This window comes from Actinosynnema sp. NPDC004786, from assembly GCF_053601135.1.
On record NZ_JBSGBG010000038.1, the window covers coordinates 33159 to 57788 of the forward strand.

Genomic DNA, 24630 nt, shown 5'->3' on the forward strand with positions numbered 1-24630 from the left:
CTACGATCGGAGTCGCCGTCAGTGCTCCCGCTTTCCGCTCTTGACGAACGGGTCACCCGGTGCCGGGCCTGCCCGCGGCTCGTGGCGTGGCGCGAGGAGGTGGCGCGGGTCAAGCGGGCGGCGTTCCGGGACCAGGAGTACTGGGGGCGTCCGGTGCCCGGGTTCGGGCCGGCCGACGCGTCGCTCGCGATCATCGGGTTGGCGCCGGCCGCGCACGGCGCGAACCGCACCGGCCGCATGTTCACCGGCGACCGGTCGGGCGACTTCCTGTACGAGGCGATGCACGCCGTCGGCCTGGCGACCCGGCCGACCGCCACGCACGTCGGCGACGGCCTGGAGCTGATCGGCACCCGCATCACCGCGCCGGTGAAGTGCGCGCCGCCGGAGAACAAGCCGACCCCCGAGGAGCGCGACAACTGCCGGCCGTGGCTGATCCGGGAGCTGGAGCTGCTGCGGCCGACGTTGCGGGCGGTGCTCGTGCTCGGCGCGTTCGGCTGGCAGGCGGCGCTGCCGGTGCTGGCCTCGTGCTGGCAGGTGCCCCGCCCGCGGCCGGTCTTCGGCCACGGCGCGCGCGTGGAGCTGCCCGCGCAGGACGGCGGCCCGCCGCTGCACCTGTTCGGCTGCTACCACGTGAGCCAGCAGAACACGTTCACCGGCAAGCTGACGCAGCCGATGGTGCGGGAGGTGCTGACCGCGGCCGGCGTGGCGGCGGGGATCCTGTAGCCCGCCGCCGTGCAGGTCGCCGCGCGGCCGGGTCGGCGCGTTCTGCGCGAATCGCCCGCGCCGCGCGGGTGTCGCGGGCATGCTGGGGCCATGAAGCCCCGCCTCGCCCTCGCCCTCGCGGTGGGGTCGGCGCTCGTGCTGATCGCGCTCGCGGCCCGCGGGACGTCGCCGGTGCGGTACGCGGACCGGCCGCCGGGCGACGTGGAGGAGACCACGACCACGCCCGCGTCCACGCCGCCGGCGGACACCGACGTCGAGGGGTCGGCGGCGGCCGGGTCGCTGCTGGTCTTCCTGATCGTCTTCATCGCGGTCGCGGTGGTCGCGGTGATCTGGCTGCTGGTGTCGCTGGGCGCGTTCCGGTTCCGGCGGCGGCGCGGGGTGGGGGTGGCGGTCGACGCGCCGGACCTGCCCGAGGAGCACGCCCAGCCGCCGCCGATCCTGGTCCGGCGGGCGGCGGAGGCGCTGGAGGAGCTGCGCGGCAACGTCGCCGGCCCGCCGGGGGACGCGGTGATCGCGGCGTGGCTGAGCCTGGAGCGGGCGGCGGAGGACAGCGGCGTGCCGCGGCAGGGGCACCAGACCGCGACCGAGTTCACCGGTGACCTGCTGCGGCGCTACCGGGTGGACGAGACGGCGGCCGGCACGTTGCGGAGCGCCTACCAGCGGGCCCGGTTCGGCACGGCCGAGGTGACGGCGGACGACGCCCGTGCGGCCACCGAGGCGTTGGCACACATCGTGCGGGACCTGCGGTGAGCGGCGGGGTCGCGGGTCCCGGCCACGCCGGCGTCGGGGGAGGTGGGCGATGAGTTCCCTGGTCGGCGGCATGGGGCGTGCGGTGGCGTTGGCCCTCGCCGTCGCGGCGGTGACGGCGTTCGTGCTGTCCCGCGTCGGCGCGCCGTGGCTGTGGGCCGTGCTGCTCGCGCTGCCCGTCGGCGCGCTGGCCCTGCTCGTCTCACGCCTGCCGCGCGCCACCGACATCACCTGGGCGCCGCAGCCGGCGCAGCTCTCCACCGCCACGTCCGCCCAGGCGAGCACCCTCGCCGGGCGGCTGGCGGAAGCGGCCGTCGACCGGGACCGCTTCGTCAACCGGGTGCAGCCCCGGCTGCGCCGGCTCGCGGAGGCGCGGCTGCGCCAGTTGCACGGCATCCACGACATCGAGGACGACCGGGCCAGGGCCGTGCTCGGCGACGAACTGCACCGCCTGCTCACCGACCCGCGGGCGCCGCTGCCCGAGCCGCACCGGCTCGCCGACCTGTTGGAGAAGCTGTGACCCCACCGGACACCGACCGACCGGGCGTCGGGACGATCGCCGCCGAGGCCGAGGCGGTGCTGGCCGCCGTCGGCACCGTGGTCGTGGGCCGTGAGCGGTCGCTGCGGCTGGCGCTGGCGGCCATCCTCGCGGGCGGCCACGTGCTGCTGGAGGACGTGCCGGGCCTGGGCAAGACGCTGATGGCCCGGTCGCTGGCGCAGGCGCTGCGGCTGGACTTCAAGCGGCTCCAGTGCACCCCCGACCTGCTGCCCGCCGACGTCACCGGCTCGTTCCTCTACAACCCGGGCGACCGGGAGTTCACCTTCCGGGAAGGCCCCCTCTTCACCGGCCTGCTGCTGGCCGACGAGATCAACCGCACGCCGCCGAAGACGCAGTCCGCCCTGCTGGAGGCCATGCAGGAGCGGCAGGTCACGGTCGAGGGCCGCACCTTCCCGCTGCCCACCCCGTTCCACGTGCTGGCGACCGCCAACCCGGTCGAGTACGAGGGCACCTACCCGCTGCCGGAGGCGCAGCTCGACCGGTTCCTGCTGAGGCTGGACATCGGCTACCCGCCGCCCGCCGAGGAGGTCGAGGTGCTGCGCCGCAGGCTCGCCCGGCAGCGCGAGGAGACCGAGGTCGAGCCCGTGCTGGACGCGGCCCGCCTGCGGCGGTTGCAGCAGGGCGTGGAGCAGGTGGCGGTGGACGACGACGTGCTGCGCTACTGCGTGGACCTGGCGGCCGCGACGCGGGCCCACGGCGCGGTCGAGGTGGGCGCGTCACCGCGCGGCGCGCAGGCGTTGGTGCTGGTGGGGCGGGCCCTGGCGGTGCTGGACGGGCGGGACTTCGTGCTGCCGGAGGACGTGAAGGAGTGCGCCGTGCCGGCCCTGGCGCACCGGCTCACGCTGCGCCCCGAGACGTGGACCTCCGGCGTGACCGGCGTGGAGGTCGTGACCGAGCTGCTGGGCCGCGTGGCCGGCCCGGCGAGCGCGCGGTCGTGAGCCGGGCGGACCGGCTGCGCGAGGCGTTCGGCGGCGGGCGCGGCGCGCACTGGCACCCCACGGACGCGCTGGTGCGCGGCCTCGCGCTGGGCGTCGGCATGGTGGTGCTCGGCGGGCTGCTGCACGAGGTGGAGCTGGTCCTGTTCGGCGCGCCGTTGCTGCTCTCGACGCTGTGGGCGCTGGTCGGGCCGGTGGGCGGCACGCCGCGGGTGCGGGTGCGCGGGCTGCCCCGCACCGGCGAGGTGGGCGCGGCCAAGTCCGTGGTGGAGGTCGAGCCGGGGCCGGGCGCGGAGGTGATGGCGATCCGGCTGCCCGGCGTCGGCGCGGGCATCGGCCCGGTGCACCTGGTCGCCGGGACGGCGCGCGAGATCGAGGTCGTGCTGCGGCGCGACGCCTGGGGCGAGGGCGTCGACCTGCGGCCGGACCACCTGGTCGCGGGACCGGACGCCCTGTTCGTGCACGGCCCCGTCACCGCGCCCGAACGCGGCCGGGTGATCCTGCCGCCGGTGGAGGCGCTGCCCGCGGGGCTGCTGCCCGCCCGCGCCGCCGGCCTGGTCGGCGCGCACCGGTCGCGGCGGCCGGGCGACTCGGTGGAGCTGCGCGACATCCGGGCGTTCCAGCCGGGCGACCGGCTGCGGCGGGTGGACTGGCGGGTGTCGCTGCGGGCCAGTGCGATGGCGGGCGCGGCGGAGGGCACGAACCTGCACGTCCGCGAGCACCACGCGGAGGCGGACGCGGACGTCGTGCTGGCGCTGGACACCCGCCAGGACGTGGGCGCGGAGCTGGGCGACTGGTCGGTGCCGGTCCGCGCGGCGGCGGGCCGGGCGGTCGGGCGTTCGCTGGGCGAGTGGTCGCTGGCGGCGCGGGGGACGACCGTGCGGCCGGGCGGCAGCCTGGACCGGGCCGTGCGGGCGGCGGCGTCGCTGGCGGCGGGGTACCTGCGGCAGGGCGACCGGGTGAGCCTGGTGGACCTCGGGCGGCCGCAGCTGGGCGCGCGGGCGGGGGTCGGGCGGCGGCAGCTGCTGCGGCTGCGCAACCAGCTCGTGGTGTGCGCGCGGTCGGCCGGGTGGGCGCAGCGGCCCGTGCTGCGGCCCGAGCAGGTGCCGCACGGCGCGCTGGTGGTCGTGCTGTCGCCGTTCCTGGACGCCGAGGTGGTGGAGCTGGCCGTGCACGCCGCGCGGCGGGGCAACCTCGTGCTGGCGGTGGACGTGCTGCCGGAGCCGTTGCGGGCGGACCGGGACACGCCGTGGGGCGAGAGCGCGATGAAGGTGATCCGGCTGGAGCACGAGGTGCGGGTGGAGGCGATGCGGCAGCACGGCGTGGCCGTGGTGCGGTGGGGCGCGCCGATCGCGGGCGTGCTGCGGGGCGCGCGGGCCGGCCGGAGGCTCGGCCGGTGACGCGAACGCGGAGTTCACGGGTCCCCGGCGTTCGACACACGGGACGCGAACGGAGGACTCACGCGAGAGTCGTACGTCCAGGTCCCGTGTGTCGAACGTCCGGGACCCACGGGTTCGACGTCCGGGAGGGGGGACCGGGGTGACGGAGGAGCTGGGGGCCGGGTTGCCCGGGTGGGCGCTGCGGGCGGCGATCGGCGTCGTGGCGGGCGCGGTGGCGCTGGTGCTGGCGCTCAACGGGGTCGAGTGGCCCGCCCTCGCGCTGTACGGGGGGCTGGCGCTGACGGCGGCGGCGATCCCGGCGTCGGCGGCGACCGCGTTGGTCATCGCGTACCCGGCGGCGGCGATGGTGTTCGTCGGCGACGGGCCGTCGTGGCCGGGGGTGCTCGCGCTGGTCGTGCTGCTGCACCTGGTGCACGTTTTGTCCGCTTATGCCGCCCTTCTCCCGATCGGGTCACGCATTCACCTGAATGCGCTAAAGGCACCCGCGAAGAGGTTCGGCGCCGTTCAACTCTCCGTGCTCGCCTTCGCCGGCGTGGTCCTCCTGTTGCCGGGCGGCCGAACGGACGAAGCGGTCGAGGTCGTGGGCCTCGCCTGCGCCGTCGCGGTGGTCGTCGGCACGGTCCTGCTGATGCGCCGGAAAGGCTGAGGAACGGCCCTCCGACCCTCAGCCGAACCTGAGCTTCTGGATCGTTCCTCTCAGCACGTTCACCGGCACGCGCAGGTCAGCGGCAGCGTGTCCGCAATCACCCGGCGACCGTCGTCACAACGGGGCCGCTCGATGCGCCGGAAAGGCGCACGCGGTGCAACCATGTGTGTATGGCTGCTGTGAAGTCGCAACCCACACGGATCGTGATCGTCGGCGGTGGGTACGTCGGCATGTACACCGCGCTGGGATTGCAGAAGAAGCTGCGTTCCGGCGAGGCGTCCGTGACGGTGATCGACCCCCAGCCGCACATGACCTACCAGCCGTTCCTCCCCGAGGCGGCGGCCGGCTCCATCGAGCCGCGCCACGTCGTCGTGCCCCTGCGCAAGGTCCTCAAGCGCTGCCACGTCGTCACCGGCCGCGCGACCCGCATCGAGCACGCGCGCAAGACCGTCACGGTCGAGCTGGCCGACGGCCACGTCGCGGAGTACGAGTACGACGTCCTGGTCTCGGCCCTCGGCGCCATCTCGCGCACGCTGCCCATCCCGGGCCTGCCCGAGGTCGGCATCGGCATGAAGACCATCGGCGAGGCCATCTACCTGCGCAACCACGTGCTGTCGCGGCTCGACCAGGCCGCCAGCACCAACGACCCGGAGCTGCGCAAGCGCCTGCTGAGCTTCGTGGTCATCGGCGGCGGGTTCGCGGGCATCGAGACGCTGGCCGAGCTGGAGGACATGGCGCGCTACGCGCTGCGCTACTACGAGGGCCTCAAGCAGTCCGACATGCACTGGGTGCTGGTCGAGGCCACCGGGCGGATCATGCCCGAGGTGAGCGCGCGGCTCGGCGTCTACACCGTCGAGCAGCTCGAGAAGCGCGGCATCAAGTGCTACCTCGACACGCGCGTCAAGAGCATGGAGGGCGGCCACGTCGTCCTGGACGACGGCACCGAGTTCGACTCGGACACCATCATCTGGACCGCGGGCATGAAGGCCAACCCGGTGCTGCGCAACACCGACCTGCCGCTGGACGAGCGCGGCCGGGTCCGCTGCACGGCCGCGATGCAGGTCGTGGGCCTGCCGGGGGTCTGGGCCGCGGGCGACTGCTCGGCCGTGCCGGACCTGTCGCGCACCGAGGAGGACCCGACGGCGACCTGCGTGCCCAACGCGCAGCACGCCATCCGCCAGTCGAAGCTGCTGGCCAAGAACATCGTGGCCACGCTGCGCGGCAAGCAGCCGCAGGACTACTTCCACAAGTACCTCGGCTCGGTCGCGGGCCTGGGCCTGTACAAGGGCGTCGCCGACGTGTTCGGCCTGCGGTTCAAGGGCGTCGTCGCCTGGTTCATGCACCGCAGCTACCACGTGATGTTCATGCCCACGGTCAACCGCAAGTTCCGGGTGTTCGTGGACTGGACGCAGGCGCTGTTCTCGGGCCGCGAGGTCGTCGCCCTGGGGCAGATCCACGAGCCGAAGGCGGAGTTCGACCGGGCCACCAAGAGCTGAGGGCGACCGGCTCCGCGCCCGCTGCGCTGTTCAGGCGCGGTGGGCGCAGAGCCGTTCGGAGTAACGCTCACACTTGAGCCCCCGTACGGGCTAACGCGCGGCCTGTCGCCTTGACATTGCGTAACGTGAACCCGAGAATACAGCTGGTGCATCGCCCTAATGTGTGATGCATCAGTGGGGAGAGAGGTGACCGCGATGTCTCTCGAGGAGCTGGCCGCACAGCTTCGCCGCGGTGAGATCGAGGATCGTGCGCTGGCGGAGTACTCCGCGGAGTACGCCACCGCCGAAAAGCGTTTTTGCAGCAAGAAAGACGACTGAGCATGACCGTCTCCGGGTGGGGGAACGAGACCGTTCCCCCACCCGAGGCCGCCAGACCGGTCACCCCGCCCCCGTTGTTGCTCCAGGGCCAGGACTACCTGTTCCGCTCCCAACCCAAGTGCCTGGACTTCCAGGAGCAGGTGCACCGCCTCGGCATGGTGGACGAGGGCGACGGCAGCCCCGTCCCGTGCGTGCTGGTGCTCGCCCGCGCCGCCGACATGGAGATGAACGAGCTCTCCATCGCGCTCGCCGAACGCGGCATCCGCATGGCCCGCATCGACGCCGACCGCTCGGTCGACCTGCCGCTGACCGTCTACACCGACCAGCCGCTGCTGGAGCTGGACCGCTGGCTGCTGCGCCCGCTGCTGGTGTGGCGCCGGCACTTCGAGCTGTCCGCCGTGCCCCTCGAACCCGGCACGCTGGCGGGCGCGTACGCCGTCGACCAGTGGGGCGCGGTCGCCGACTGGCTGTCCAGCCGCGGCGACTGGGCGCACGTCAACCCGAGCCGCAGCACCTCCCACCTCAACCGGCTGACCCAGCTCGCCGACGCCTCCGCGTTCGGCCTGGCCGTGCCGCGCACCACGGTCACCACCCGACCCGGCCGCACCCGGCCCGGCGGTGGCCGGTGCATCGTCAAGACCTCCGGCCGCCACCTGCTCGAACCGCGCCCCGGCATGCAGCACGGCCTGTTCCCGCGCCCGCTGGAGACCAGCCGGTCCGGTGACGTGCCCGAGTCCGCGCCGGTGATCGTGCAGGAGTACGTGCCCTCCGAGACCGAGCTGCGCGTCTTCGTCGTGGGCGAGCGGTGCCTGGCGTTCCAGGTCGACAAGCTCGACCCCGCCCAGCTGTGGGTCGATCCCGAGGCCGTCCGGGTCACGCCCGTGGACGTGCCCGCCGGGCTCACCGACCGCCTGCTCGCGCTGTCGCGGCACTGGCGGCTCCAGGTGGCCGCGTTCGACCTGCTGGTCTCCGGCGGCGACTACGTCTTCCTCGAGGTCAACGTGAACTGCGACTGGCGGTGGTTCGAGCACCGGGCCGGGGACGCGCCCGTGTCGGACGCGGTGCACGAGTGGGTGGCGACGCGCTTCAAGGAGCTGCTGGGTGCGGGCAAAGGTCGCTGAGCACGCGACGCTGTTCTACCAGGACGGCGCCGTGGTCTGGGACGACTACCTCCACCACCGGCAGTTCGCGATCAGCGAGACCGCGGAGCTGCTGTGCCGCAAGTTCACCCGGTTCACCGACGTGGACGAGCTGCTCGCCCCGCTGCCCGAGGCGGACCGGGCGGCGCTGCGCAAGGTGCTGGACGAGCTCGTGGTGGCCGGCGTGCTCATCGTGGAGGGCTCGCCGCAGCACGAGGAGGAACGCCGGCTGCTCGCCGCGTGGCGCGAGTGGGGCGCGTCGGCGCGGCACTTCCACTTCGCCAGCCGCACCCTCGCGGACGCGCCGTACCAGCGCGCCGAGGAGCACGACGCGGTGCTGGACGCGAAGCTCACCGCGGCGCCGCCGCCCGCGCCGTTCCGCAGCCTGGGCCGCACCGCGGTGCTGCTGCCGCCGCTCGCGGGCGGCTCGCCGAAGTGGGCGGAGGCGGGGCTGCTGGACGTGCTGCTGTCGCGTCGCACCACCCGTGAGTTCGGCCCCGGCGCGTTGTCGTTGACGCGCGTCGGCGAACTGCTCGCGGTGCTGGCCGGACCGTCGCCCGCGCGGCCGCGGATCGGGCGGTCGGGGACGGTGTTCAAGACCAGCCCGTCCGGCGGCGGGCGGCACCCGGTCGAGCTGTACGCCCACGTGCGGCGGGTCGAGGCCCTGGAGCCCGGCTGGTACCACTACGACGGGCTCGCGCACGCGCTGGAGCCCATCGGGGTGACGTGGGGGCCGGAGGAGATGACGGCCGCGGCCGGCGACCAGGAGTGGGTCGGGCAGGCGCCGTTGGTCCTCGCGTACACCGGTGTCCTCGAACGGACCAGATGGCGTTACGACACGTCACGTGCTTACCGCGTTGTGCAAATGGACGTAGGGCATCTGTCCCAAACGGCTTATCTGGTTGCTACGGCAATGGGTTTTGGTATCGGCTTCACCGCAGCATTGCGGGATCAGCTCCTGGAACAGGCGCTCGGCTGTGACGCTTATCACGAAGTTGTACTTGGTCTGAGCGCCTTGGGCCCATTACCCGAATGAGCGCAATAGCGGATCGCATTGAGCCGTGCGGGGGACTTCTTCTGAACCGGCCCCACGAACGCTGGGTAACGGCTTAGGCTCCCCGCTGCCCCCGTAGCCCAACCGGTAGAGGCAGGCTCCTTAAAAGAGTCACAGTACGGGTTCGAATCCCGTCGGGGGCACGTTCGGCGCCACATTGACTTCACCCATCTGCCGGGTGAACTCCGGGCGGCCCGTCGTGTCGTCACCTTCGGGAGTCATCCGATCGGACCCCGCGCGCCGCGTGCGCCCGATCGGATGACTTCCGCGTCGTTTCAGCGGTCGTGCCCGCGCACCCATTCCGACACGACCTGGTCCAACACGGCCAGCGGCAGCGGACCGCCGCCGAGGACCACGTCGTGGAAAGCGCGGATGTCGAAGCGCTCGCCCAGCGCCGCCTCGGCCGCCGCCCGGATCCGCCGCAGCTCCAGCCGGCCCACCATGTACGCCAGCGCCTGGCCCGGCGCGGCGATGTACCGGTCGACCTCGTTCTCGATCTCGACCAGGGCCAGCGGCGTGTTCTCCCGCAGGTACTCCACGGCCCGCGCGCGGCTCCACCCGTGCGCGTGGATCCCGGTGTCGACCACGAGCCGCCCGGCGCGCATCGAGTCCAGCGCCAGCATCCCGAGCCGCGCGACGTCGCCGGAGTACAGGCCCATCTCGTCGGCCAGCCGCTCGGTGTAGAGGCCCCAGCCCTCCAGGTACGCGGTGACGGGCGCGACGCGGCGGAGCAGCGGCAGGTCGGAGAGCTGCTGCGCGAGCGAGATCTGGAAGTGGTGCCCCGGCACGGCCTCGTGGAACGCGATGGCCTCGGCCTGGTACCGGAACCGCTCCTGCACCCGGTGCGTGTTCGCGTAGTACGTGCCGGGCCGCAGCCCGTCCGCCGACGGCGGCGAGTAGTAGGCGATCGGCGCGCCCGGCGCGTCGGCCGCGGGCACCGGCTCGACCCGGCAGCGCTGCCCGGGCACGCGGCCGAACCACCGCGGCGCGGCGTCCTCGGCCCTGGCCACGGCCTCGCGCGCGGCGTCGATCAGCTCGTCCTCGGTGCTCCAGCGCAGGTCGGGGTCGGTGCGCATGCGGTCCAGCACCTCGGCCACGTCGGAGGTGCCGAACACCCGCCGGCCCAGCTCGGCGTACTCGCGGGCCAGCTCGGCCACCACCTCCAGCCCGGTCCGGTGCAGCTCCTCGGGCGTGCGGTCGGTCGTCGTCTGGACCCGCGCGAGCGCCGCGTACATCGCGTCGCCGCCGGGCAGCCGGCCCAGCCCCGCCTCGTCGTCGGAGCGGCCCTCGATGCCCGCGACGACGTCCCGGTACGACGCGAACGCGGGCCGCACCACGTCGGCCAGCAGGCGGTCCCGCTCGGCCGTGAACGCCTCGCCGCCCGCCGGCCGGGCCAGCGGGTCCTCGTCGGCGGCCAGGTAGCGGTCCAGGTGCGCGACGGCGGCCTCCACGAGCCGCCGCACGGGCGTGCGGCCCGCCGCCGCGCCCGCGAGGTGCCGCTCGGCGACCCGGCGCAGGAACTCCGGGATCGCGGCGAGCCGGTCCAGGTAGGCGCGCTCGGCGTCCGGGCCGGAGAGCACGGTGATCGGCATGACGGTCAGCACCTCGCCCGCCGGGGCGAAGAACGAGTCGGTGATCGTGTACTCGACGCCGAGGGCGTCGACGCGGTCCGCGAACGCCTCGGCCTGCTGGACCACCACCGCGCGGGTCACCGGGTCGTCGTCGGCCGGCACGGCCCGCGCGCGCTCGGCGATGTCCACCGCCCGCGCCCGCGCGGCCTGCTCCGCCTCCGCCCGGTGGTCGGTGAGCAGGTGGTCGTAGCCCGGCACGCCGTAGACGGTCGCGCCCAGCGGCGACTCCGTGAACATCAGGTCGAGCAGTTCGTCGGCCAACTCCGCCGTCGTGCCCATGCGCACCCCCTGGTCGTCGTGGAACCAAGATGGTACTTAGGCTAAGAAACGATTTACACCCGGTCCAAATACGCGAGCACCGCGAGCACCCGCCGGTTGTCGTCCTCGGACAACGGCAGGTCCAACTTCCCGAAGATGTTCGCGATGTGTTTGCCGACGGCTTTCTCGGTGACGAACAGCCGCGCCGCGATGGCCCCGTTGGAACGGCCCTCCGCCATCAGCGACAGCACTTCCCGCTCGCGCGGCGTCAACGTGGTCAGCGGTCGGTCCCGCGCGCCGCGCGCGAGCAGTTGGGTGATGACCTCGGGGTCCATCGCGGTGCCGCCCGCGGCGACCCGGCGAATGGCGTCCACGAACTGCCGCACGTCCGATACCCGGTCCTTGAGCAGGTATCCGACCGCGCCGCCCCGGTCGGACAGCAGTTCGCGCGCGTAGAGCTGTTCCACGTACTGCGAGAGCACCAGCACCGGCAGGCCGGGCACCCGCTTGCGGGCCTCGATCGCGGCGCGCAGCCCCTCGTCGGTGAACGTCGGCGGCAGGCGCACGTCGACCACCGCCACGTCCGGGCGGTGGTCGACCAGGGCCTTCAGCAGGGCGGGACCGGAGTCGACCGCCTCCACCACGTCGAAGTCGTACGCCTCCAGCAGTCGGATCAGGCCGTCCCGGAGGAGGACGAGGTCTTCACCGAGGACAACTCGCACGGCAGCTCCATGGTCACGATGGTCGGCCCGCCCACCGGGCTCGCGATGCCGAGTGTGCCGTCGAACGCGGCCAGCCTGCGCTCGATCCCGCGCAGCCCGCCGCCGGGGGACGCCTCCGCGCCGCCCCGGCCGTTGTCCCCGATCATCAGCGACAGCCGGCCGCCCTCGTGCCGCACCCGCACCCACGCGTCGGTCGCGCCGCTGTGCTTGGCCACGTTCGTCAACGTCTCGGCCACCGCGAAGTAGGCGGCCGACTCGACCGGGGCCTCCGGCCGCCCGGCCAGCTCCAGGTCCACCTCCACCGGCAGCGGGTGCGCGAGCGCCAACGCGCGCAGCGCGCCGTCCAGCCCCCGGTCGGCGAGCACCGGCGGGTGGATGCCGCGCACCAGGTCCCGCAGCTCGGCCAACGCCTGGTTGGACGACTGGCGGGCCTCGGCCAGCAGCTCCTGCGCCGCCTTCGGGTCGCGGGCCAGCAGCTCCTCGGCCATGCCGAGGCTCAGCCCGAGCGCGACCAGCCTGGCCTGCGCGCCGTCGTGCAGGTCCCGTTCGATCCGGCGCAGCTCGGCGGCCTGCGCGTCCACCGTGTCGGCCCGCGAGTCGGCCAGCACCCGCACCCGGTCGGTCAGGGTGGCGGTGGCGCTGGGCGCGAGCAGCCACCGGGCGACCTTGGCGTGCGCCCTCGCGGCCCTCGGCGTGGCCCACCACGCGGCGGCCAGGTACAGCCCGCCCACCAGCGGCGCGAGCACGAAGCTGCCGGGCGTGTCGTGGTGGATCAGGTTGTACTCGACCACCCTGGCGTTGGCGAGCCACAGCAGCGGCACCACGAACCCGAACGCGCCGCCCAGCCACAACGCGGCCGGCGCCACGCCGAAGACCACCCCGGAGATCGCGTTGAGCGGCAGGAACGCGAGGTCCCGCCACGTCGCCGGGTCGGTGGCGACGGTGCGGACCCTGGTCATCGGGCCGCGGTTGGCGGGCCGCCGGTAGGGCGGCGGGATCTCCTGCTCCAGCACCCGGCCTGCCCAGCGCCGGAAGAAACCGGTGTAGCGCCGGGCCAGGGCGGTGACCAGCAGCAGGATCGGCACGCCGACCGTCACCAGGATGAGCGGGTAGCCGAGGAGCTGGAGCGGGACGAGCGGCAGCCCGAGCAGGCACAGCGGCGTGCGCGCCAGCCCCAGCGCGGCCTGCGTCAGCCGAACGCGCCCTCGGCGCACCAGGTCGTGGTCCGTCATGGGCTTGATTCTTCCGGCCGGCGGGCGGCGGGTCGGTGGGTTTAACCCCCCGAAACGGACGTCAGAGGTCGATCACCGTGCCGTCCGGGACGACCTCGACGCCCGCCGCGGCCACCTCCGCGTGCTCCGGCGACGCCGGGTCGAGCACCGGGTTGGTGTTGTTGAGGTGGGTGTAGATCCGCCTCGTCGCGGTGTGCCGCCGCAGCTGCGGCAGGCTGTGCGCGATCGGCACGTGGCCCATGGCGGCCTGCCCGCTCGGCTCGCCGGTCGCCGCGCCCATCTCAGACGGCGCGTGGAACGTGCCGTCCAGCAGCGCCACGTCCGCCTCCGCGACCAGCGCGTCGAACCCGTCGGGCCACGACGCCAGGCACGGCGCGTACAGCAGCACCCCGCCGGTGGCCGGGTCGCGGAACCGGTAGGCCACCACCCAGTGGCCCCCGACCGGCGGATCGCCCGCGTACCGGGGCCGCTTGCCGCTGACGCCGAACGCGGTGACCTCCAGCCCGCCGTCGAGCACCACTGGCCGGCCGTGCGCCACCGGCTGCCACGACCACTCGCCGTACCGGGCCAGGACGGCGCGGGTGGGTGCGAGCGCGTCCAGCACGGTCGCGGGCGCGTGGACCCGCAGGCCGGGCGCGCCGCGCAGCACGGCCAGGCCCAGGGTGTGGTCCAGCTCGGCGTCGGTGAACAGCACGCCGCGGATCGGCGTCTCGCGCGGCCCGGGACCGGGCGCGAGCGCGGGCGTGGCGGCGAGCTGCGCGCCGAGGTCGGGCGAGGTGTTGACGAGCCACCACCGCGCGCCGTCCCCGCTCACCGCCAGCGCGTCCTGCGTGCGCGCGGGCAACCGGCCCGCCCGCACCGCCGAACAGGGCCCGCACGCGCAGTTCCACTGCGGCACACCACCACCGGCCGCCGTCCCGAGCACGACCACCCTCACCGCACCGTCACCTTCGCCGCCGGATCGCCGACACGCCCCGCCACCGCTTCCCCGCCCGGCCGCCGCGCGCCCGAGCACCGCGCCCGCCACCCGCCGCGCGCCGCGTTCGTCACCGCACCGCCGTCCTCACCGCGTTCGTCACCGGACCACCGTCCGGGGCTCCACCAGGTCGGGCCGCGCCTCGGCCGGCGCGCCGGCCAGGATCAGGTCCACCACGCCCCGGTGCGGCGACAGCGTGCACACCGGGTCGGTGGCCGCCGCGTCGCCGGTCAGCTGGAACGCCTGGCAGCGGCAGCCGCCGAAGTCCAGCTCGCGGCGCGCGCAGGAACGGCACGGCTCGCGCATCCAGTCGAAGCCGCGGAACGCGGTGAACGCGGGCGAGGAGTGCCAGATGTCGGCCAGCGGCCGGTCCCGCACGTTCTCCACGCCCAACCCCTCGATCACCCCCGCCGCCGGGCACGGCAGCACGTCGCCGTTCGGGGCCACGGTCAGCTGCCGCGCGCCCCACCCGTGCATGCACGGCTTCGGGTGCGCCTCGTGGTGGTCCGCGATCACGTACACGATCTCCATCGCCGACCGGGCCTGCGCGGCGGCCACCACCTCGGCCGCCCGCGCGAGCTGGGCCCGCGTCGGCAGCAGCGCGGCCCGGTTGCGCAGCGCCCAGCCGTAGTACTGGGTGTTGGCCAGCTCCAGCCGGTCCGCGCCCATCCGCTCGGCGAGCGCGACGATCCCGTCCACGTGGTCGAGGTTGAGCCGGTGCAGCACCACGTTCACGGTCAGCGGCAGGCCCGCGTCCCGCACCGCGGCGGCGGCCCTGAGCTTGTGCCCGAACGCCCTGGCCCCGGCGATCAGGTCCGCGTTGTCCTCCCGGGCGTCCTGCACGGACAGCTGGACGTGGTCCAGGCCCCGCGCGACCAGGTCCGCGAGCCGGTCGGCGGTCAGCCCGAGCCCGCTGGTCACGAGGTTCACGTAGCAGCCGAGCCCGGACGCGTGCGCCACCAGCTCGGGCAGGTCCCGGCGCGCCAACGGCTCCCCGCCGGACAGGTGCACCTGGAGCACGCCCAGCGCGCGGGCCTCGTCGAACACCGCCTGCCACCGCGCGGTGTCCAGCTCGTCGCCGCGGCCGACCAGGCCGACGGGGTTCGAGCAGTACCCGCAGCGCAGCGGGCACCGGTGGGTCAGCTCGGCGAGCAGGCCGAACGGCGCGTCAGCCATCGACGTCCACCACCCGCCGCGCCGCCAGCCGCCCGACCAGCTCGGCCACGTCCTCGGCCCGCACCCCGTCGAACTCCTCGGCGAGCCGGCGGGCGATGCCCCCGACCGACGTCCGCCCGTCGCACAGCCCGACCACGGCCGCCGCCGTCTCGTTGAGCACCAGCACGCCTTCCGGGAACAGCACCACGTGGCTGTCCCGCGTCGGGTCGTAGGAGGTCTTCACGCCCCGGCGCAGGCGGGGCACCGCGTCCAAGCCCGTCATGAGCAGGTCCGTTCACGAGTAGTAGTCCACGGCGTCGAGCACCGCGCGCAGCACGTCGCACTTGAAGTCCAGGGCGGCGACCGCCGCCTCCTGCTGCTCGCGCGTGCGGCAGTGGCGCACCACGATGTCCACAGTGGACCGGCCTTCGTCGGCGACGACCCGCAGCCGGTCGGTGAAGTAGGCGAGGCCCTCCTCGGCGATCCACGGGTAGTGCTCGCGCATGTCGGCGACCCGGCGCGCCATCAGGCCGCGCGAGAACATCTCGGTCAGCCCGGACGCGACCGCCTCCACCCACGGCCGGGTGCGGGCGAAGGTCACGTAGGCGTCCACCGCGAACCGCGTGCCGGGCACCACGTGCCGCTCGTCCAGCACCTCCTCGCGGGTCAGGCCGACGGCCTCGGCCAGGCGCAGCCAGTTCTCCGCGCCCCCCTCGCCGGGCGCGCGGCCGTCGTGCCAGACGATCCGCTCCCGCCACACCCGCCGGACCTCGACGTCCGGGCAGTTGGCGAGGATCGCGGCGTCCTTGCGGGGTATCGCCCGCTGGTAGTACCAGCGGTTGGCGGCCCAGAGCCGCAGCTCGTCCTTGCCCAGCCGGCCCTCGTGCAGCCGGAGGTGGAACGGGTGGCGGTCCCAGTAGCGGGGGGCCAGGGCGCGCAGGCGCGCGGTGAACTCGGACGGGGACAACAACGTCACGGCGCCGGTCTCGGGCACGGTGGCAGACACCTCTCGGTCCGCGGGCGGCCGCGCGCCCGCCGGCCCCGGCCGACGGGCGCGCGGCGGGACGACTAGCCGCGAGCCGCGTAGGCGGTGACTTCCATCGGGGTCTCGACGTCCCGGAAATCGGGCTTGACCCAGGGGCGCTTCTCGGGCTCGGTGGTCATGCGCTACTCCTCGGATGTCGGTGCTTTCCGTGGGGCGGCGGTAACCCACCGTAGTGCCTCCGGCGGTCACCGCGCTAGTTGCGGGCGGCGGGCATGCGCCTCAACTGTTCCAGCACCACCGGATCCTGCAACTGCATCCACCGGATCACCTCGGTGTAGGTCGCGCACACCGTCTCCGGCTTGGCGCACACCTCGCCCAGGAAGCCCTCCACCGCGTTGCCGAACGCGCCGCCGGCCCACTCGTTGAAGTGGTTGCCGATCACCATCGGGGCTCGGTTGCCGTTGAACGCCGCCTGGTACACCGAGCGGTAGGTGTCCAGCACGATCCGGGTGTAGTCGCCGGACCGGTCCGGTTCGTCCTTCGCGCCGTTGAGCGCGTACCAGAGGTTGAAGTCCATCATCACGACCTGCTTGCCCAGCGCGGGCACGCGCACCTCCGGCATGGGGAACTCCCACAGCCCCTCGTGCACGAACGGCCACACCACGCCGAGGCTCACGTGGCTGGTGTCGTAGGCCATCCCGTGCCCGCGCATGGCCGGGAACGCCTGCGGCCAGTCGCCCTCCAGGCACGGCGTCCGCCCGCCGCGCACGGCCGCCGGGTCCAGCCTGAACCCCTGCTGCCGCGCCTGCTCCACGATGGCGAAGAACTGGTCGAGTTCCCGGTTCCACTGGTCGGTGGTCCAGGTGCCCACGTTCGGCTCGTCGCCGACGCAGAAGTGGCCGTTGTAGTGGGTGCCGATCTCGTGGCCCGCGTCGATGGCGGCGTTGAGGTACTCGATGCGCAGCGCCACGTCCGCCCGGCTGCCGCCGAACCCGATGGACGACGACCCGCGCGGGTGGCCGGGGCCGGTGTAGCGGGCGGCGTCCGCGTCGGGCACCAGGTACACGCCCGACAGAAGCCCCGTGACGTGCGCGTTCACCTGTTTCGCCAGCGGCATGATCCGGTCCCAGTGCGGCTTGGACGCCGCGCCGTCGAACGAGAACAGCACGAACTGCGGCGGCTTCTCGCCGGGGTGCATGCGCCGCATCCACGCGGGCGGCGAGGCCGCGGCGGGCACGGTCGGCGGGGCGGCGGTGGTCCCCGTGGGGCCCGTCGCGCGCGGCGCCATCGGCAGCGGCGCGGCCACGTCGCCCGCGTCGTGCCCCGGTCGGGGTTCGCGGGCCCCCAGCACCGCCAGCACCACGAGGGTGAGTGCCAGCGCGACGCCCGTGCTCAGCCAGCCCCATCGCTTCACGACAACAAGACGACCGGGCGTGTCCGGAGGTTGCCCCACCGTGACCGGACCACGGAGCGTGACGCGTCAGGCGACGGGCGTCGCGGTCACCACCTGGTTCTCCTCGTAGCCCGTCTCGCCGCCGACCCAGCGGCCGCCGCAGGTCACCAGCACCAGCCGCGGCTCGCCGCGCGGCCCGAACAGCTCGACCGCCCGGGCCGGCAGCGCGTCCTTGCGCACCGCCTCGACCCGGCTGACCTGGAACGCGAACGTCCGGCCCGCCGTGTCGGCCACGGTCACCCGCTGCCCGACCGCCATCCGCCACAGCTCGTCGAACGGGCCGGTCACGCCCTTCCAGTTGACGTGTCCGGCGAGCACCGTCGCGCCCTCGGCCGCGCCGAGGTCCACGCCCCACCACGTCGCCTCGCCCACGCCCTCCGGGATCGGCAGCGCGCCGTCGGCGGTGACCTCCGCCCGCACCAGCGTCGCCAGGCCGCCGCCGGGCAGCCGCACCGTGCCCGGCTGCTGCTTCGGCGGGTCGGCCGGCGGCGGGGGAGCGGCGGGGGTCTCGGTCGGCGGCGCGGCGGGCGGGTTCGCGCCGACCGGCATGCCCGCCAGGTCCACGCCGCGCCCGGAGCGCGCGCTGTCACCCAACGGGTGCGGCACCACGGCGTCGCCGGGGGTCGGCGCGCCCGTCGACACGACCTCGGGCGCGCGGGTGGCGACGAGCGCGGCGGAGGCGAGCAGGGCCGCCACCGCCGCGCCGGTCAACAATGCCTTCACGAGCGCGCGGTCGCCCGCCGCCGGACCACCAGGCCGAGCAGCGTCGCGCCGATCAGCACGATGCCGCCGAACCCGACGAGCGCGCCGGTCGACACCTCGGTCGTGTACGCCGCCCTGGCGACCACGCCGGAGCCCTCGGAGCCGGCGTGGATGGTGATCGGCACCACCGGCTTGTCCGGTTTGTTCTCCAGCGTCGGTTCCAGCACCTTGCCGGGCTCGACCGTCCCGCACGCCTTGGGCGGCGCGTTCGGGTCGAAGAACTCCTCGTAGCCCTTGATCGGCGCGACCTCGATCACGCAGATCTCCTGCGGCGTGCGCAGGTCGGGCACCTCCGCGGTGCCGTCCGCGCCGGTCTGGAGCACGAGCGGGGCGCCCTCGGGCCCGGTCAGGTCGGTGTCGTCCTGCCGCTTCGCGGGCGTCGAGCCGTCCGGGCCGGTGATCTTCAGCGTCACGCCGGCCAGCGGCTTGCGGGTCTCGGAGTCGACCTTGACCACCTTCACCACGCCCGGCGGGGTCTTCGCCGTGGTGGTCGCGTTGGCGGTCAGCTTCTTCTCGCCGCCGGTGGTGACGATCCGCTGCATGTCCCGGTCGGCCGGCACGTGGACCCGCGGCCGGTCGGCCGGGCTGTCCAGCCGCACGGTGACCGACGGGTTCGGCCCGGTCGGCACGACCTTCACCGACAGCGCCTTGCCGTCGGTCGGCGTGGCCAGCTCGCCGGACGCCCCGCCGCTCTCCAGGGTCGCGTCGGCCAGCTCCACCGTCACCGGCGCGCCGGCCACCTGGCCGCCGTCGGTCTTGGTGATGTCCACCACCCACTCGCCGGGCGTGCCGATGACCTGCGGCTCCTTCGGCGCGGTCACCTTGGCCGCCCACGGGCCGCGGTTGGCCTCGGCCTCGGCCCGCAGCCGGTCCACCGCCTGCTGCGCCTGGCCGAAGCGGGCCAGCTGCCGGTAGTGGAAGCCCTCGTCGTAGGCGATGTGCCGGAAGTCGCTGGCGGGGTCCAGCGAGATGCCGGCCGCCGGGTCCTCGTACGCCGTCCACGAGTGGAGCAGGTGGGCCAGCGCGGCCGACTCGTCAGGCGACTGGGTGTTCGCGTACCTCAACAGGAGGTACGAGATGTTGCCCGCGACGTCGTCGGGCAGCTTCGCGCCGCCCTTGGACAGCAGCTCGTCGCCCTCCTGGTACTCCACCTTGCTGTCCGGCGCGAGCAGCGAGTACTGCACGCACCACACCTGCCGGCCCCGCCAGATGTAGGAGCCGAGCCAGTCACCGCCCGCCGGTTTGCCGGCGTACCCCTGGGGGTCGGTCTCGTGCCCGAAACCCTGCTTGACCTCGGGCTGCGCGCCGGCCGCACCGGGCACGGCGAGCAGGGCCAGACCGGTCGCGAGCACCGCGCCCGCGAGTCGTCTCCACCTCATGATGTCCTGAACCCCTCGGGCGAGCCGGTGGGCTTCGCCGGTCGGTCGGAAACTGCCGGGCTGAGCGTTACGGGTTCGTGAGGAGTTCGACAAGCCACCAGCGGAGTGGATCGCGACTACGCTCCGCAGCGCGGGGTGTGGATCCGAGATCGACAGCCCGAGTAAAGTCGCTTTTACCCGACGGGAACCGATCGACTCGTGTGGTCGTTGAACCCCGTGACGGCGTCAGCACGCCACAGGAGGACGAGGTGCGTACCACCAGCAACCCCGCGTTCCGCAACCTGCCGACCGGCGGCGGTAGCGGTAACTACGCAGGATTCGGCCAGCCCTACGGCCAGCAGTACCCGCCGCAGCAGTACGGCGGCTACCAGGGCGCGCCGCCCACCACCGGCGAGCGCCCGATCACCATCGACGACGTGGTGACCAAGACCGCCACGACCCTCGGCGTCGCCCTGGTCACCGGGTTCGTCTCGGCGTGGCTCGTGCTGTCCGGGCAGATCGCGCCGTTCGCGCTCGTGGTCCCCGGCATGCTCGTCGGCCTGGTCCTCGCGCTGGTCATCATGTTCAAGCGCACGCCCAGCGGCCCGATGGTGCTCGCCTACTCGGCGGCGGAGGGTGTGTTCCTCGGCGCCTTCACCGGCGTCTTCGAGGCGATCTTCCCCGGCATCGCGTGGCAGGCGATCCTCGGCACGTTCGGCGTGTTCGGCGCGATGCTCGTGGTCTACAAGACCGGTGCGATCCGCGTCACCCCGCGCCTGACCAAGTGGATCATCGGCGCGACCGTCGGCGTGGTCGTGCTCATGCTCGCCAACCTGCTGCTCGGCCTGTTCGGCGTGAACATGGGCCTGCGCGACGGCGGCACGCTGGCGATCGTCTTCAGCCTCGTCGTGATCGGGATCGCGGCGTTCAGCTTCCTGCTGGACTTCGAGGCGGCCAACGAGATGATCCGCAGCGCGCTCCCGGCCAAGTACGCCTGGCTCGCCGCGTTCGGCCTGATGACCACCCTGGTCTGGCTGTACCTGGAGATCCTGCGCCTGCTGTCGTACTTCCAGAACGACTGACCCACCGCACACCGAAGGGCGTCCCGGCTCCCGGGGCGCCCTTCGCGCGTGTCCTACCTCCAGAACGCGCGTGTCCTACGCTCAGAACGCGCGTGTCCTACGTTCAGAACGCGTGAGTCCTACGTTCGGGACCCGAGAGTCCTACGTTCAGGACCCCTGAGTTCAACGCTCAGGACGTCGACGCGGCCGCGTCAGTCCCGCCACCGGTCGACCTCGCCCAGTTCCGACCCCACCTCGACCAGGCACGGCACGCACAGCGCCCCGTCCGGCGACCGCGTCACCAGCTCCGGCGGCACGGAGTGGGCGCACGCCGCCTCCAAGTACGCCTCCGACACCTGCTCCACGGCGAACGCGTGGCACAGCAGGTCGTACCCGCTGTGCCACCACACGTACGTCATCACGACCCCCGACCTCCTACTGAAGGGTAGGACGTCGGGTAACGGTATTCGTGACGTGGTTCAGCTCAACCGTTCGATGACCATCGCCATGCCCTGGCCGCCGCCGACGCACATGGTCTCCAGGCCGAACTGCTTGTCGTGGAACTGCAGCGAGTTGATCAACGTGGTGGTGATCCGCGCGCCGGTCATCCCGAACGGGTGACCCACGGCGATCGCGCCGCCGTTGACGTTGAGCCGGTCCAGGTCGATCCCCAGATCGCGGTACGACGGGATGACCTGCGCCGCGAACGCCTCGTTGATCTCCACCAGGTCGATGTCGGAGATCGACATCCCGGCCCGCGCGAGCGCCCGCCGCGACGCCTCGACCGGCCCGAGGCCCATGATCTCCGGCGACAGCCCGGACACGCCGGTCGACACGATCCGCGCCAGCGGCGTGATGCCCAGCTCCTTCGCCTTCACGTCGCTCATGACCACCAAGGCCGCCGCGCCGTCGTTCAGCGGGCAGCAGTTGCCCGCCGTGACCCGCCCGTCCGGCCGGAACACCGGCTTGAGCCCCGACACGCCCTCCATCGTCACGCCCGGCCGCGGCCCGTCGTCGGCGGACACGACGGTGCCGTCCGGCAGCGTCACGGGCGTGATCTCGCGCGCCCAGAAGCCGTTCGCGATGGCCTTCTCGGCGAGGTTCTGCGACCGCACGCCGAACTCGTCCATCTCCTGCCGCGTCACGCCCTTGGCCAGCGCCAGGTTCTCCGCGGTCTGGCCCATGGCGATGTAGATGTCGGGCAGCTGCCCGTTCTCCCGCGGGTCGACCCACTCCGACGTGCCGGACTCGGCCACGGCCGCCGTGCGGGCCTCGGCGTCGGCGAACACCGGGTTGTGGGTGCCCGGCCACGAGTCGGACGACCCGCGCGCGAAGCTCGACACCGTCTCCACGCCGGCGCTGATGAACACGTCGCCCTCGCCCGCCTTGATGGCGTGCAGCGCCATCCGGGTCGTCTGCACGCTCGACGCGCAGTACCGGGTCACCGTGGTGCCCGGCACGTTGTCGTACCCCGCGAGCACGGCCACCACGCGACCCATGTTGAAGCCCTGCTCGCCGCCGGGCAGGCCGCAGCCGAGCATGAGGTCGTCGATGTCGTTCGGGTCGAGCTGCGGTACCTTGGCCAGCGCGGCCCTGAGGACCTGCACGGTCAGGTCGTCGGCGCGGATGTCCTTCAGCGAGCCCTTGCCGGCGCGCCCGATGGGCGACCGGGCGGCGGAGACGATCACGGCCTCAGGCATTACGGAACTCCTTTGTTTCGCCGCAACGTGTGACGTGCAGCCTAGTTAACGCCCGTTCAGCGCGGCCACCACTCGTGACGAAGGACGCCGCACAGCGGGGCGAGCAGGATCGACGTCGCCGCCTCGTACCCGGTCGCGCTCGGGTGGAACCGGTCCCCGCTGAAGTAGTCGGCGTGCCGCGCCCGGAACTCGGCGGCCAGCAGGTCGCCCAGCGCGACCGCCACGCCGCCCGCCCGCTCCACCTCCACCCGCTGCGCCCGCGCCAGCCGCCGCGACCAGTCCCGCGCCACCGACCGCAGCGGCTCGGCGATCGGCCGCACCGTGCCCAGGTCCGGGCACGTGCCCACGACGACACCCACCCCGGCGTCCCGCAACCGCCGCACCTGCGCGCCCAGCAGCGCCGCCGACCCCGGGACCGACATCCGCGTGGTCACGTCGTTCGCCCCGACCACCACCAGCGCCACGTCCGGCGGGTCGGCCAGCACCCGGTCCACCTGCGCGACCAGGTCGCGCGTCGTCGACCCGGAGATCGCGTGCGTCTCCAGCCGCACCGGCACGCCGACCTCGTCCGACAGCCCGTTCGCCAGCACCACGCCCGGCAGCTGGGCCGGGTCGTCCACGCCCAGCCCGGCCGCCATCGAGTCGCCGAGCACCGCGAACCGCACCGGCGGCCCCTCGCCGGACCCGTGCACCCCGTCCGCCCGCAACGGCGGCGCGTCGGGCACCCCGATCACCGCCCGAGCCCGCCGCGACTGCTCGGTGAACAGCCCGTACGCCACCCCGGTCAACCCGCCCAACACCCCCGCGACCACCGCGAGGAGCCGGAACCCCCGCATCGCCGACCTCCCTCGTCCCACCCCATCGTCCACCGGGCCGGACGCCGCGCCACCGATATACGCTCAGCGCGTCCTCTCAAGAAGTGGAAGGTCCGTCGTGGAGTACGTCGAGAGCGTCGTAGACCTGGTCGGCAACACGCCGCTGGTGAAGCTCAACGCGGTGGCCGAGGGACTCCGGCCGCTGATCCTCGCCAAGGTCGAGTACCTCAACCCCGGCGGCAGCGTGAAGGACCGCATCGCGCTGCGCATGGTCGAGGCGGCCGAGCGCAGCGGCGAGCTGAAGCCCGGTGGCACCATCGTCGAGCCCACCTCGGGCAACACCGGCGTCGGCCTGGCGCTCGTGGCCCAGCGCAAGGGCTACAAGTGCGTCTTCGTCTGCCCGGACAAGGTCAGCGTGGACAAGCGCAACGTGCTCAAGGCGTACGGCGCGGAGGTCGTGGTGTGCCCGACCGCGGTCGCGCCCGAGCACCCGGACTCCTACTACAACGTCTCCGACCGCCTGGTGGCCGAGATCCCCGGCGCGTGGAAGCCGAACCAGTACGCCAACCCGGAGAACCCGGCCAGCCACTACCACGGCACGGGTCCGGAGGTGTGGCGGCAGACCGAGGGCCGGGTCACGCACTTCGTCGCGGGCGTCGGCACCGGCGGCACGATCTCCGGCACCGGCCGGTACCTCAAGGAGGTCTCCGAGGGCCGCGTGAAGATCATCGGCGCGGACCCGGAGGGCTCGGTCTACTCCGGCGGCACCGGCCGGCCGTACCTGGTCGAGGGCGTCGGCGAGGACTTCTGGCCGGACGCCTACGACCGCACGGTGTGCGACGAGATCGTCGCGGTGAGCGACGCGGACTCGTTCGAGATCACCCGCCGGCTCGCGCGCGAGGAGGGGCTGCTCGTCGGCGGCTCGTGCGGCATGGCCGTGGCGGCGGCGCTGCGCGTGGCCGAGACCGCGGGCCCCGACGACGTGATCGTGGTGCTGCTGCCCGACGGTGGCCGCGGCTACCTGTCGAGCGTGTTCAACGACAAGTGGATGGCGCAGTACGGCTTCCTGTCGCCCGACACGTCCGGCGCGACCGTCGGCGACGTGTTGCGGCGCAAGGACGGCACCGTGCCCGACCTGGTGCACGGCCATCCCAACGAGACGGTCGCCGAGGCCGTGGCGATCATGCGCGAGTACGGCGTCTCCCAGATGCCCGTCGTCAACGCCGAGCCGCCGGTCATGGCGGCCGAGGTCGCGGGCGCGGTCAACGAGCGGGACCTGCTCGACGCGCTGTTCACCGGCAAGGCCCAGCTGACCGACCGGCTCGACCGGCACATGTCGTTGAAGCTGCCCACGATCGGCGCGGGCGAGTCGATCAGCTCGGCCATGCAGGCACTGTCCTCAGCGGACGGTGCGCTCGTGCTGGAGGACGGCAAGCCCGCCGGGGTGGTCACCCGGCAGGACATCCTGGGTTTCCTCGCAGGTCGCTGACCGGTTGTTCGACCGA

General features: G+C 73.6%; 26 protein-coding genes and 1 tRNA gene. 13 read left to right on the forward strand and 14 right to left on the reverse strand.

All coding sequences use genetic code 11. From position 1 onward, the window contains the following. Nucleotides 1–21: 21 nt before the first annotated feature. From ACWEFJ_RS28545 to ACWEFJ_RS28595, 11 genes are all read left to right on the forward strand, one after another. Nucleotides 22–723, forward strand: a complete 702-nt coding sequence (locus tag ACWEFJ_RS28545) for a uracil-DNA glycosylase (RefSeq protein ID WP_378094038.1) — start codon at nt 22–24, stop codon at nt 721–723. 90 nt (nt 724–813) lie between these two features. Then, on the forward strand, nt 814–1473 hold the full coding sequence (locus ACWEFJ_RS28550; RefSeq protein WP_449715617.1) for a DUF4129 domain-containing protein: 660 nt from the start codon (nt 814–816) through the stop codon (nt 1471–1473). Nucleotides 1474–1522: 49 nt separating this feature from the next. After that, entirely contained in the window at nt 1523–1990 is a 468-nt protein-coding gene (locus ACWEFJ_RS28555; protein WP_378094034.1) for a hypothetical protein, read from the forward strand. Further along, nucleotides 1987–2967, forward strand: a complete 981-nt coding sequence (locus ACWEFJ_RS28560) for an AAA family ATPase (RefSeq protein WP_378094032.1) — start codon at nt 1987–1989, stop codon at nt 2965–2967. The genes ACWEFJ_RS28555 and ACWEFJ_RS28560 overlap by 4 nt, the downstream gene beginning before the upstream one ends. Continuing rightward, nucleotides 2964–4364, forward strand: a complete 1401-nt coding sequence (locus ACWEFJ_RS28565; protein ID WP_449715618.1) for a DUF58 domain-containing protein — start codon at nt 2964–2966, stop codon at nt 4362–4364. The genes ACWEFJ_RS28560 and ACWEFJ_RS28565 overlap by 4 nt, the downstream gene beginning before the upstream one ends. A gap of 139 nt (nt 4365–4503) precedes the next feature. After that, the gene (locus ACWEFJ_RS28570; protein ID WP_449715619.1) at nt 4504–5010 is read left to right on the forward strand and encodes a hypothetical protein; all 507 of its coding nucleotides are present in this window, start codon (nt 4504–4506) and stop codon (nt 5008–5010) included. A gap of 170 nt (nt 5011–5180) precedes the next feature. Beyond that, nucleotides 5181–6506, forward strand: a complete 1326-nt coding sequence (locus ACWEFJ_RS28575) for an NAD(P)/FAD-dependent oxidoreductase (RefSeq protein ID WP_378094026.1) — start codon at nt 5181–5183, stop codon at nt 6504–6506. Between the two features lie 195 nt (nt 6507–6701). Continuing rightward, nucleotides 6702–6824, forward strand: a complete 123-nt coding sequence (locus ACWEFJ_RS28580) for a hypothetical protein (RefSeq protein WP_267935188.1) — start codon at nt 6702–6704, stop codon at nt 6822–6824. Between the two features lie 2 nt (nt 6825–6826). After that, on the forward strand, nt 6827–7945 hold the full coding sequence (locus ACWEFJ_RS28585; protein WP_378094024.1) for an ATP-grasp domain-containing protein: 1119 nt from the start codon (nt 6827–6829) through the stop codon (nt 7943–7945). Continuing rightward, nucleotides 7926–8999, forward strand: a complete 1074-nt coding sequence (locus ACWEFJ_RS28590; RefSeq protein ID WP_449715620.1) for a SagB family peptide dehydrogenase — start codon at nt 7926–7928, stop codon at nt 8997–8999. Before ACWEFJ_RS28585 ends, ACWEFJ_RS28590 begins: the two co-directional genes overlap by 20 nt. Before the next feature lie 87 nt (nt 9000–9086). Then, a tRNA-Leu gene (locus tag ACWEFJ_RS28595) sits at nt 9087–9160 on the forward strand. A gap of 132 nt (nt 9161–9292) precedes the next feature. Here the strand turns inward: ACWEFJ_RS28595 and ACWEFJ_RS28600 are convergent. The 11 genes from ACWEFJ_RS28600 to ACWEFJ_RS28650 form a co-directional block, all read right to left on the reverse strand. After that, nucleotides 9293–10927: a DUF885 domain-containing protein gene (locus tag ACWEFJ_RS28600; RefSeq protein WP_378094020.1), complete on the reverse strand. Its 1635-nt coding sequence runs from the start codon at nt 10925–10927 to the stop codon at nt 9293–9295. A 53-nt stretch (nt 10928–10980) separates the two neighbouring features. Beyond that, entirely contained in the window at nt 10981–11628 is a 648-nt protein-coding gene (locus tag ACWEFJ_RS28605) for a LuxR C-terminal-related transcriptional regulator (RefSeq protein ID WP_449715621.1), read from the reverse strand. Next, on the reverse strand, nt 11580–12860 hold the full coding sequence (locus tag ACWEFJ_RS28610; RefSeq protein ID WP_449715622.1) for a sensor histidine kinase: 1281 nt from the start codon (nt 12858–12860) through the stop codon (nt 11580–11582). Before ACWEFJ_RS28610 ends, ACWEFJ_RS28605 begins: the two co-directional genes overlap by 49 nt. Before the next feature lie 61 nt (nt 12861–12921). Beyond that, the gene (gene pqqB / locus ACWEFJ_RS28615; RefSeq protein ID WP_449715623.1) at nt 12922–13797 is read right to left on the reverse strand and encodes a pyrroloquinoline quinone biosynthesis protein PqqB; all 876 of its coding nucleotides are present in this window, start codon (nt 13795–13797) and stop codon (nt 12922–12924) included. A 138-nt stretch (nt 13798–13935) separates the two neighbouring features. Further along, nucleotides 13936–15012 carry a pyrroloquinoline quinone biosynthesis protein PqqE gene (pqqE, locus tag ACWEFJ_RS28620; protein ID WP_449715624.1) on the reverse strand — a complete coding sequence of 359 codons (1077 nt, stop codon included), beginning with the start codon at nt 15010–15012 and terminating at the stop codon, nt 13936–13938. Then, entirely contained in the window at nt 15005–15274 is a 270-nt protein-coding gene (gene pqqD / locus ACWEFJ_RS28625) for a pyrroloquinoline quinone biosynthesis peptide chaperone PqqD (protein ID WP_378094011.1), read from the reverse strand. The genes pqqE and pqqD overlap by 8 nt, the downstream gene beginning before the upstream one ends. 12 nt (nt 15275–15286) lie before the next feature. Further along, entirely contained in the window at nt 15287–15985 is a 699-nt protein-coding gene (gene pqqC / locus ACWEFJ_RS28630; protein WP_378094009.1) for a pyrroloquinoline-quinone synthase PqqC, read from the reverse strand. A gap of 74 nt (nt 15986–16059) precedes the next feature. Beyond that, complete coding sequence (pqqA, locus tag ACWEFJ_RS28635; RefSeq protein ID WP_378096974.1) at nt 16060–16155, reverse strand: pyrroloquinoline quinone precursor peptide PqqA; 96 nt, start codon at nt 16153–16155, stop codon at nt 16060–16062. Nucleotides 16156–16229: 74 nt separating this feature from the next. Next, nucleotides 16230–17390 (reverse strand): polysaccharide deacetylase family protein, encoded by a 1161-nt coding sequence (locus ACWEFJ_RS28640; protein ID WP_378096977.1) that lies wholly within the window; start codon nt 17388–17390, stop codon nt 16230–16232. 66 nt (nt 17391–17456) lie between these two features. Further along, a complete protein-coding gene (locus ACWEFJ_RS28645) occupies nt 17457–18152 on the reverse strand; it encodes a class F sortase (RefSeq protein WP_378096980.1) in 696 nt (231 codons plus the stop codon). After that, nucleotides 18149–19570 (reverse strand): SpaA isopeptide-forming pilin-related protein, encoded by a 1422-nt coding sequence (locus tag ACWEFJ_RS28650; protein ID WP_378096983.1) that lies wholly within the window; start codon nt 19568–19570, stop codon nt 18149–18151. Before ACWEFJ_RS28650 ends, ACWEFJ_RS28645 begins: the two co-directional genes overlap by 4 nt. A gap of 248 nt (nt 19571–19818) precedes the next feature. Here ACWEFJ_RS28650 and ACWEFJ_RS28655 point away from each other — a divergent pair, with 248 nt between their 5' ends. Further along, nucleotides 19819–20631 carry a Bax inhibitor-1/YccA family protein gene (locus tag ACWEFJ_RS28655; RefSeq protein ID WP_449715625.1) on the forward strand — a complete coding sequence of 271 codons (813 nt, stop codon included), beginning with the start codon at nt 19819–19821 and terminating at the stop codon, nt 20629–20631. Nucleotides 20632–20822: 191 nt separating this feature from the next. Here ACWEFJ_RS28655 and ACWEFJ_RS28660 read toward each other — a convergent pair whose 3' ends face one another. From ACWEFJ_RS28660 to ACWEFJ_RS28670, 3 genes are read right to left on the reverse strand one after another with little or no spacing between them, the layout of a single operon-like run. Further along, nucleotides 20823–21029 carry a hypothetical protein gene (locus tag ACWEFJ_RS28660; RefSeq protein WP_449715626.1) on the reverse strand — a complete coding sequence of 69 codons (207 nt, stop codon included), beginning with the start codon at nt 21027–21029 and terminating at the stop codon, nt 20823–20825. 60 nt (nt 21030–21089) lie between these two features. After that, the gene (locus ACWEFJ_RS28665; protein WP_449715627.1) at nt 21090–22310 is read right to left on the reverse strand and encodes an acetyl-CoA C-acetyltransferase; all 1221 of its coding nucleotides are present in this window, start codon (nt 22308–22310) and stop codon (nt 21090–21092) included. Between the two features lie 56 nt (nt 22311–22366). Then, nucleotides 22367–23146, reverse strand: coding sequence for an SGNH/GDSL hydrolase family protein (locus tag ACWEFJ_RS28670; protein ID WP_449715628.1), 780 nt, complete (start codon nt 23144–23146; stop codon nt 22367–22369). A gap of 97 nt (nt 23147–23243) precedes the next feature. On the opposite strand from ACWEFJ_RS28670, the gene ACWEFJ_RS28675 reads away from it, so the two are divergent. After that, on the forward strand, nt 23244–24614 hold the full coding sequence (locus ACWEFJ_RS28675) for a cystathionine beta-synthase (protein ID WP_378096997.1): 1371 nt from the start codon (nt 23244–23246) through the stop codon (nt 24612–24614). Nucleotides 24615–24630: the final 16 nt, after the last annotated feature.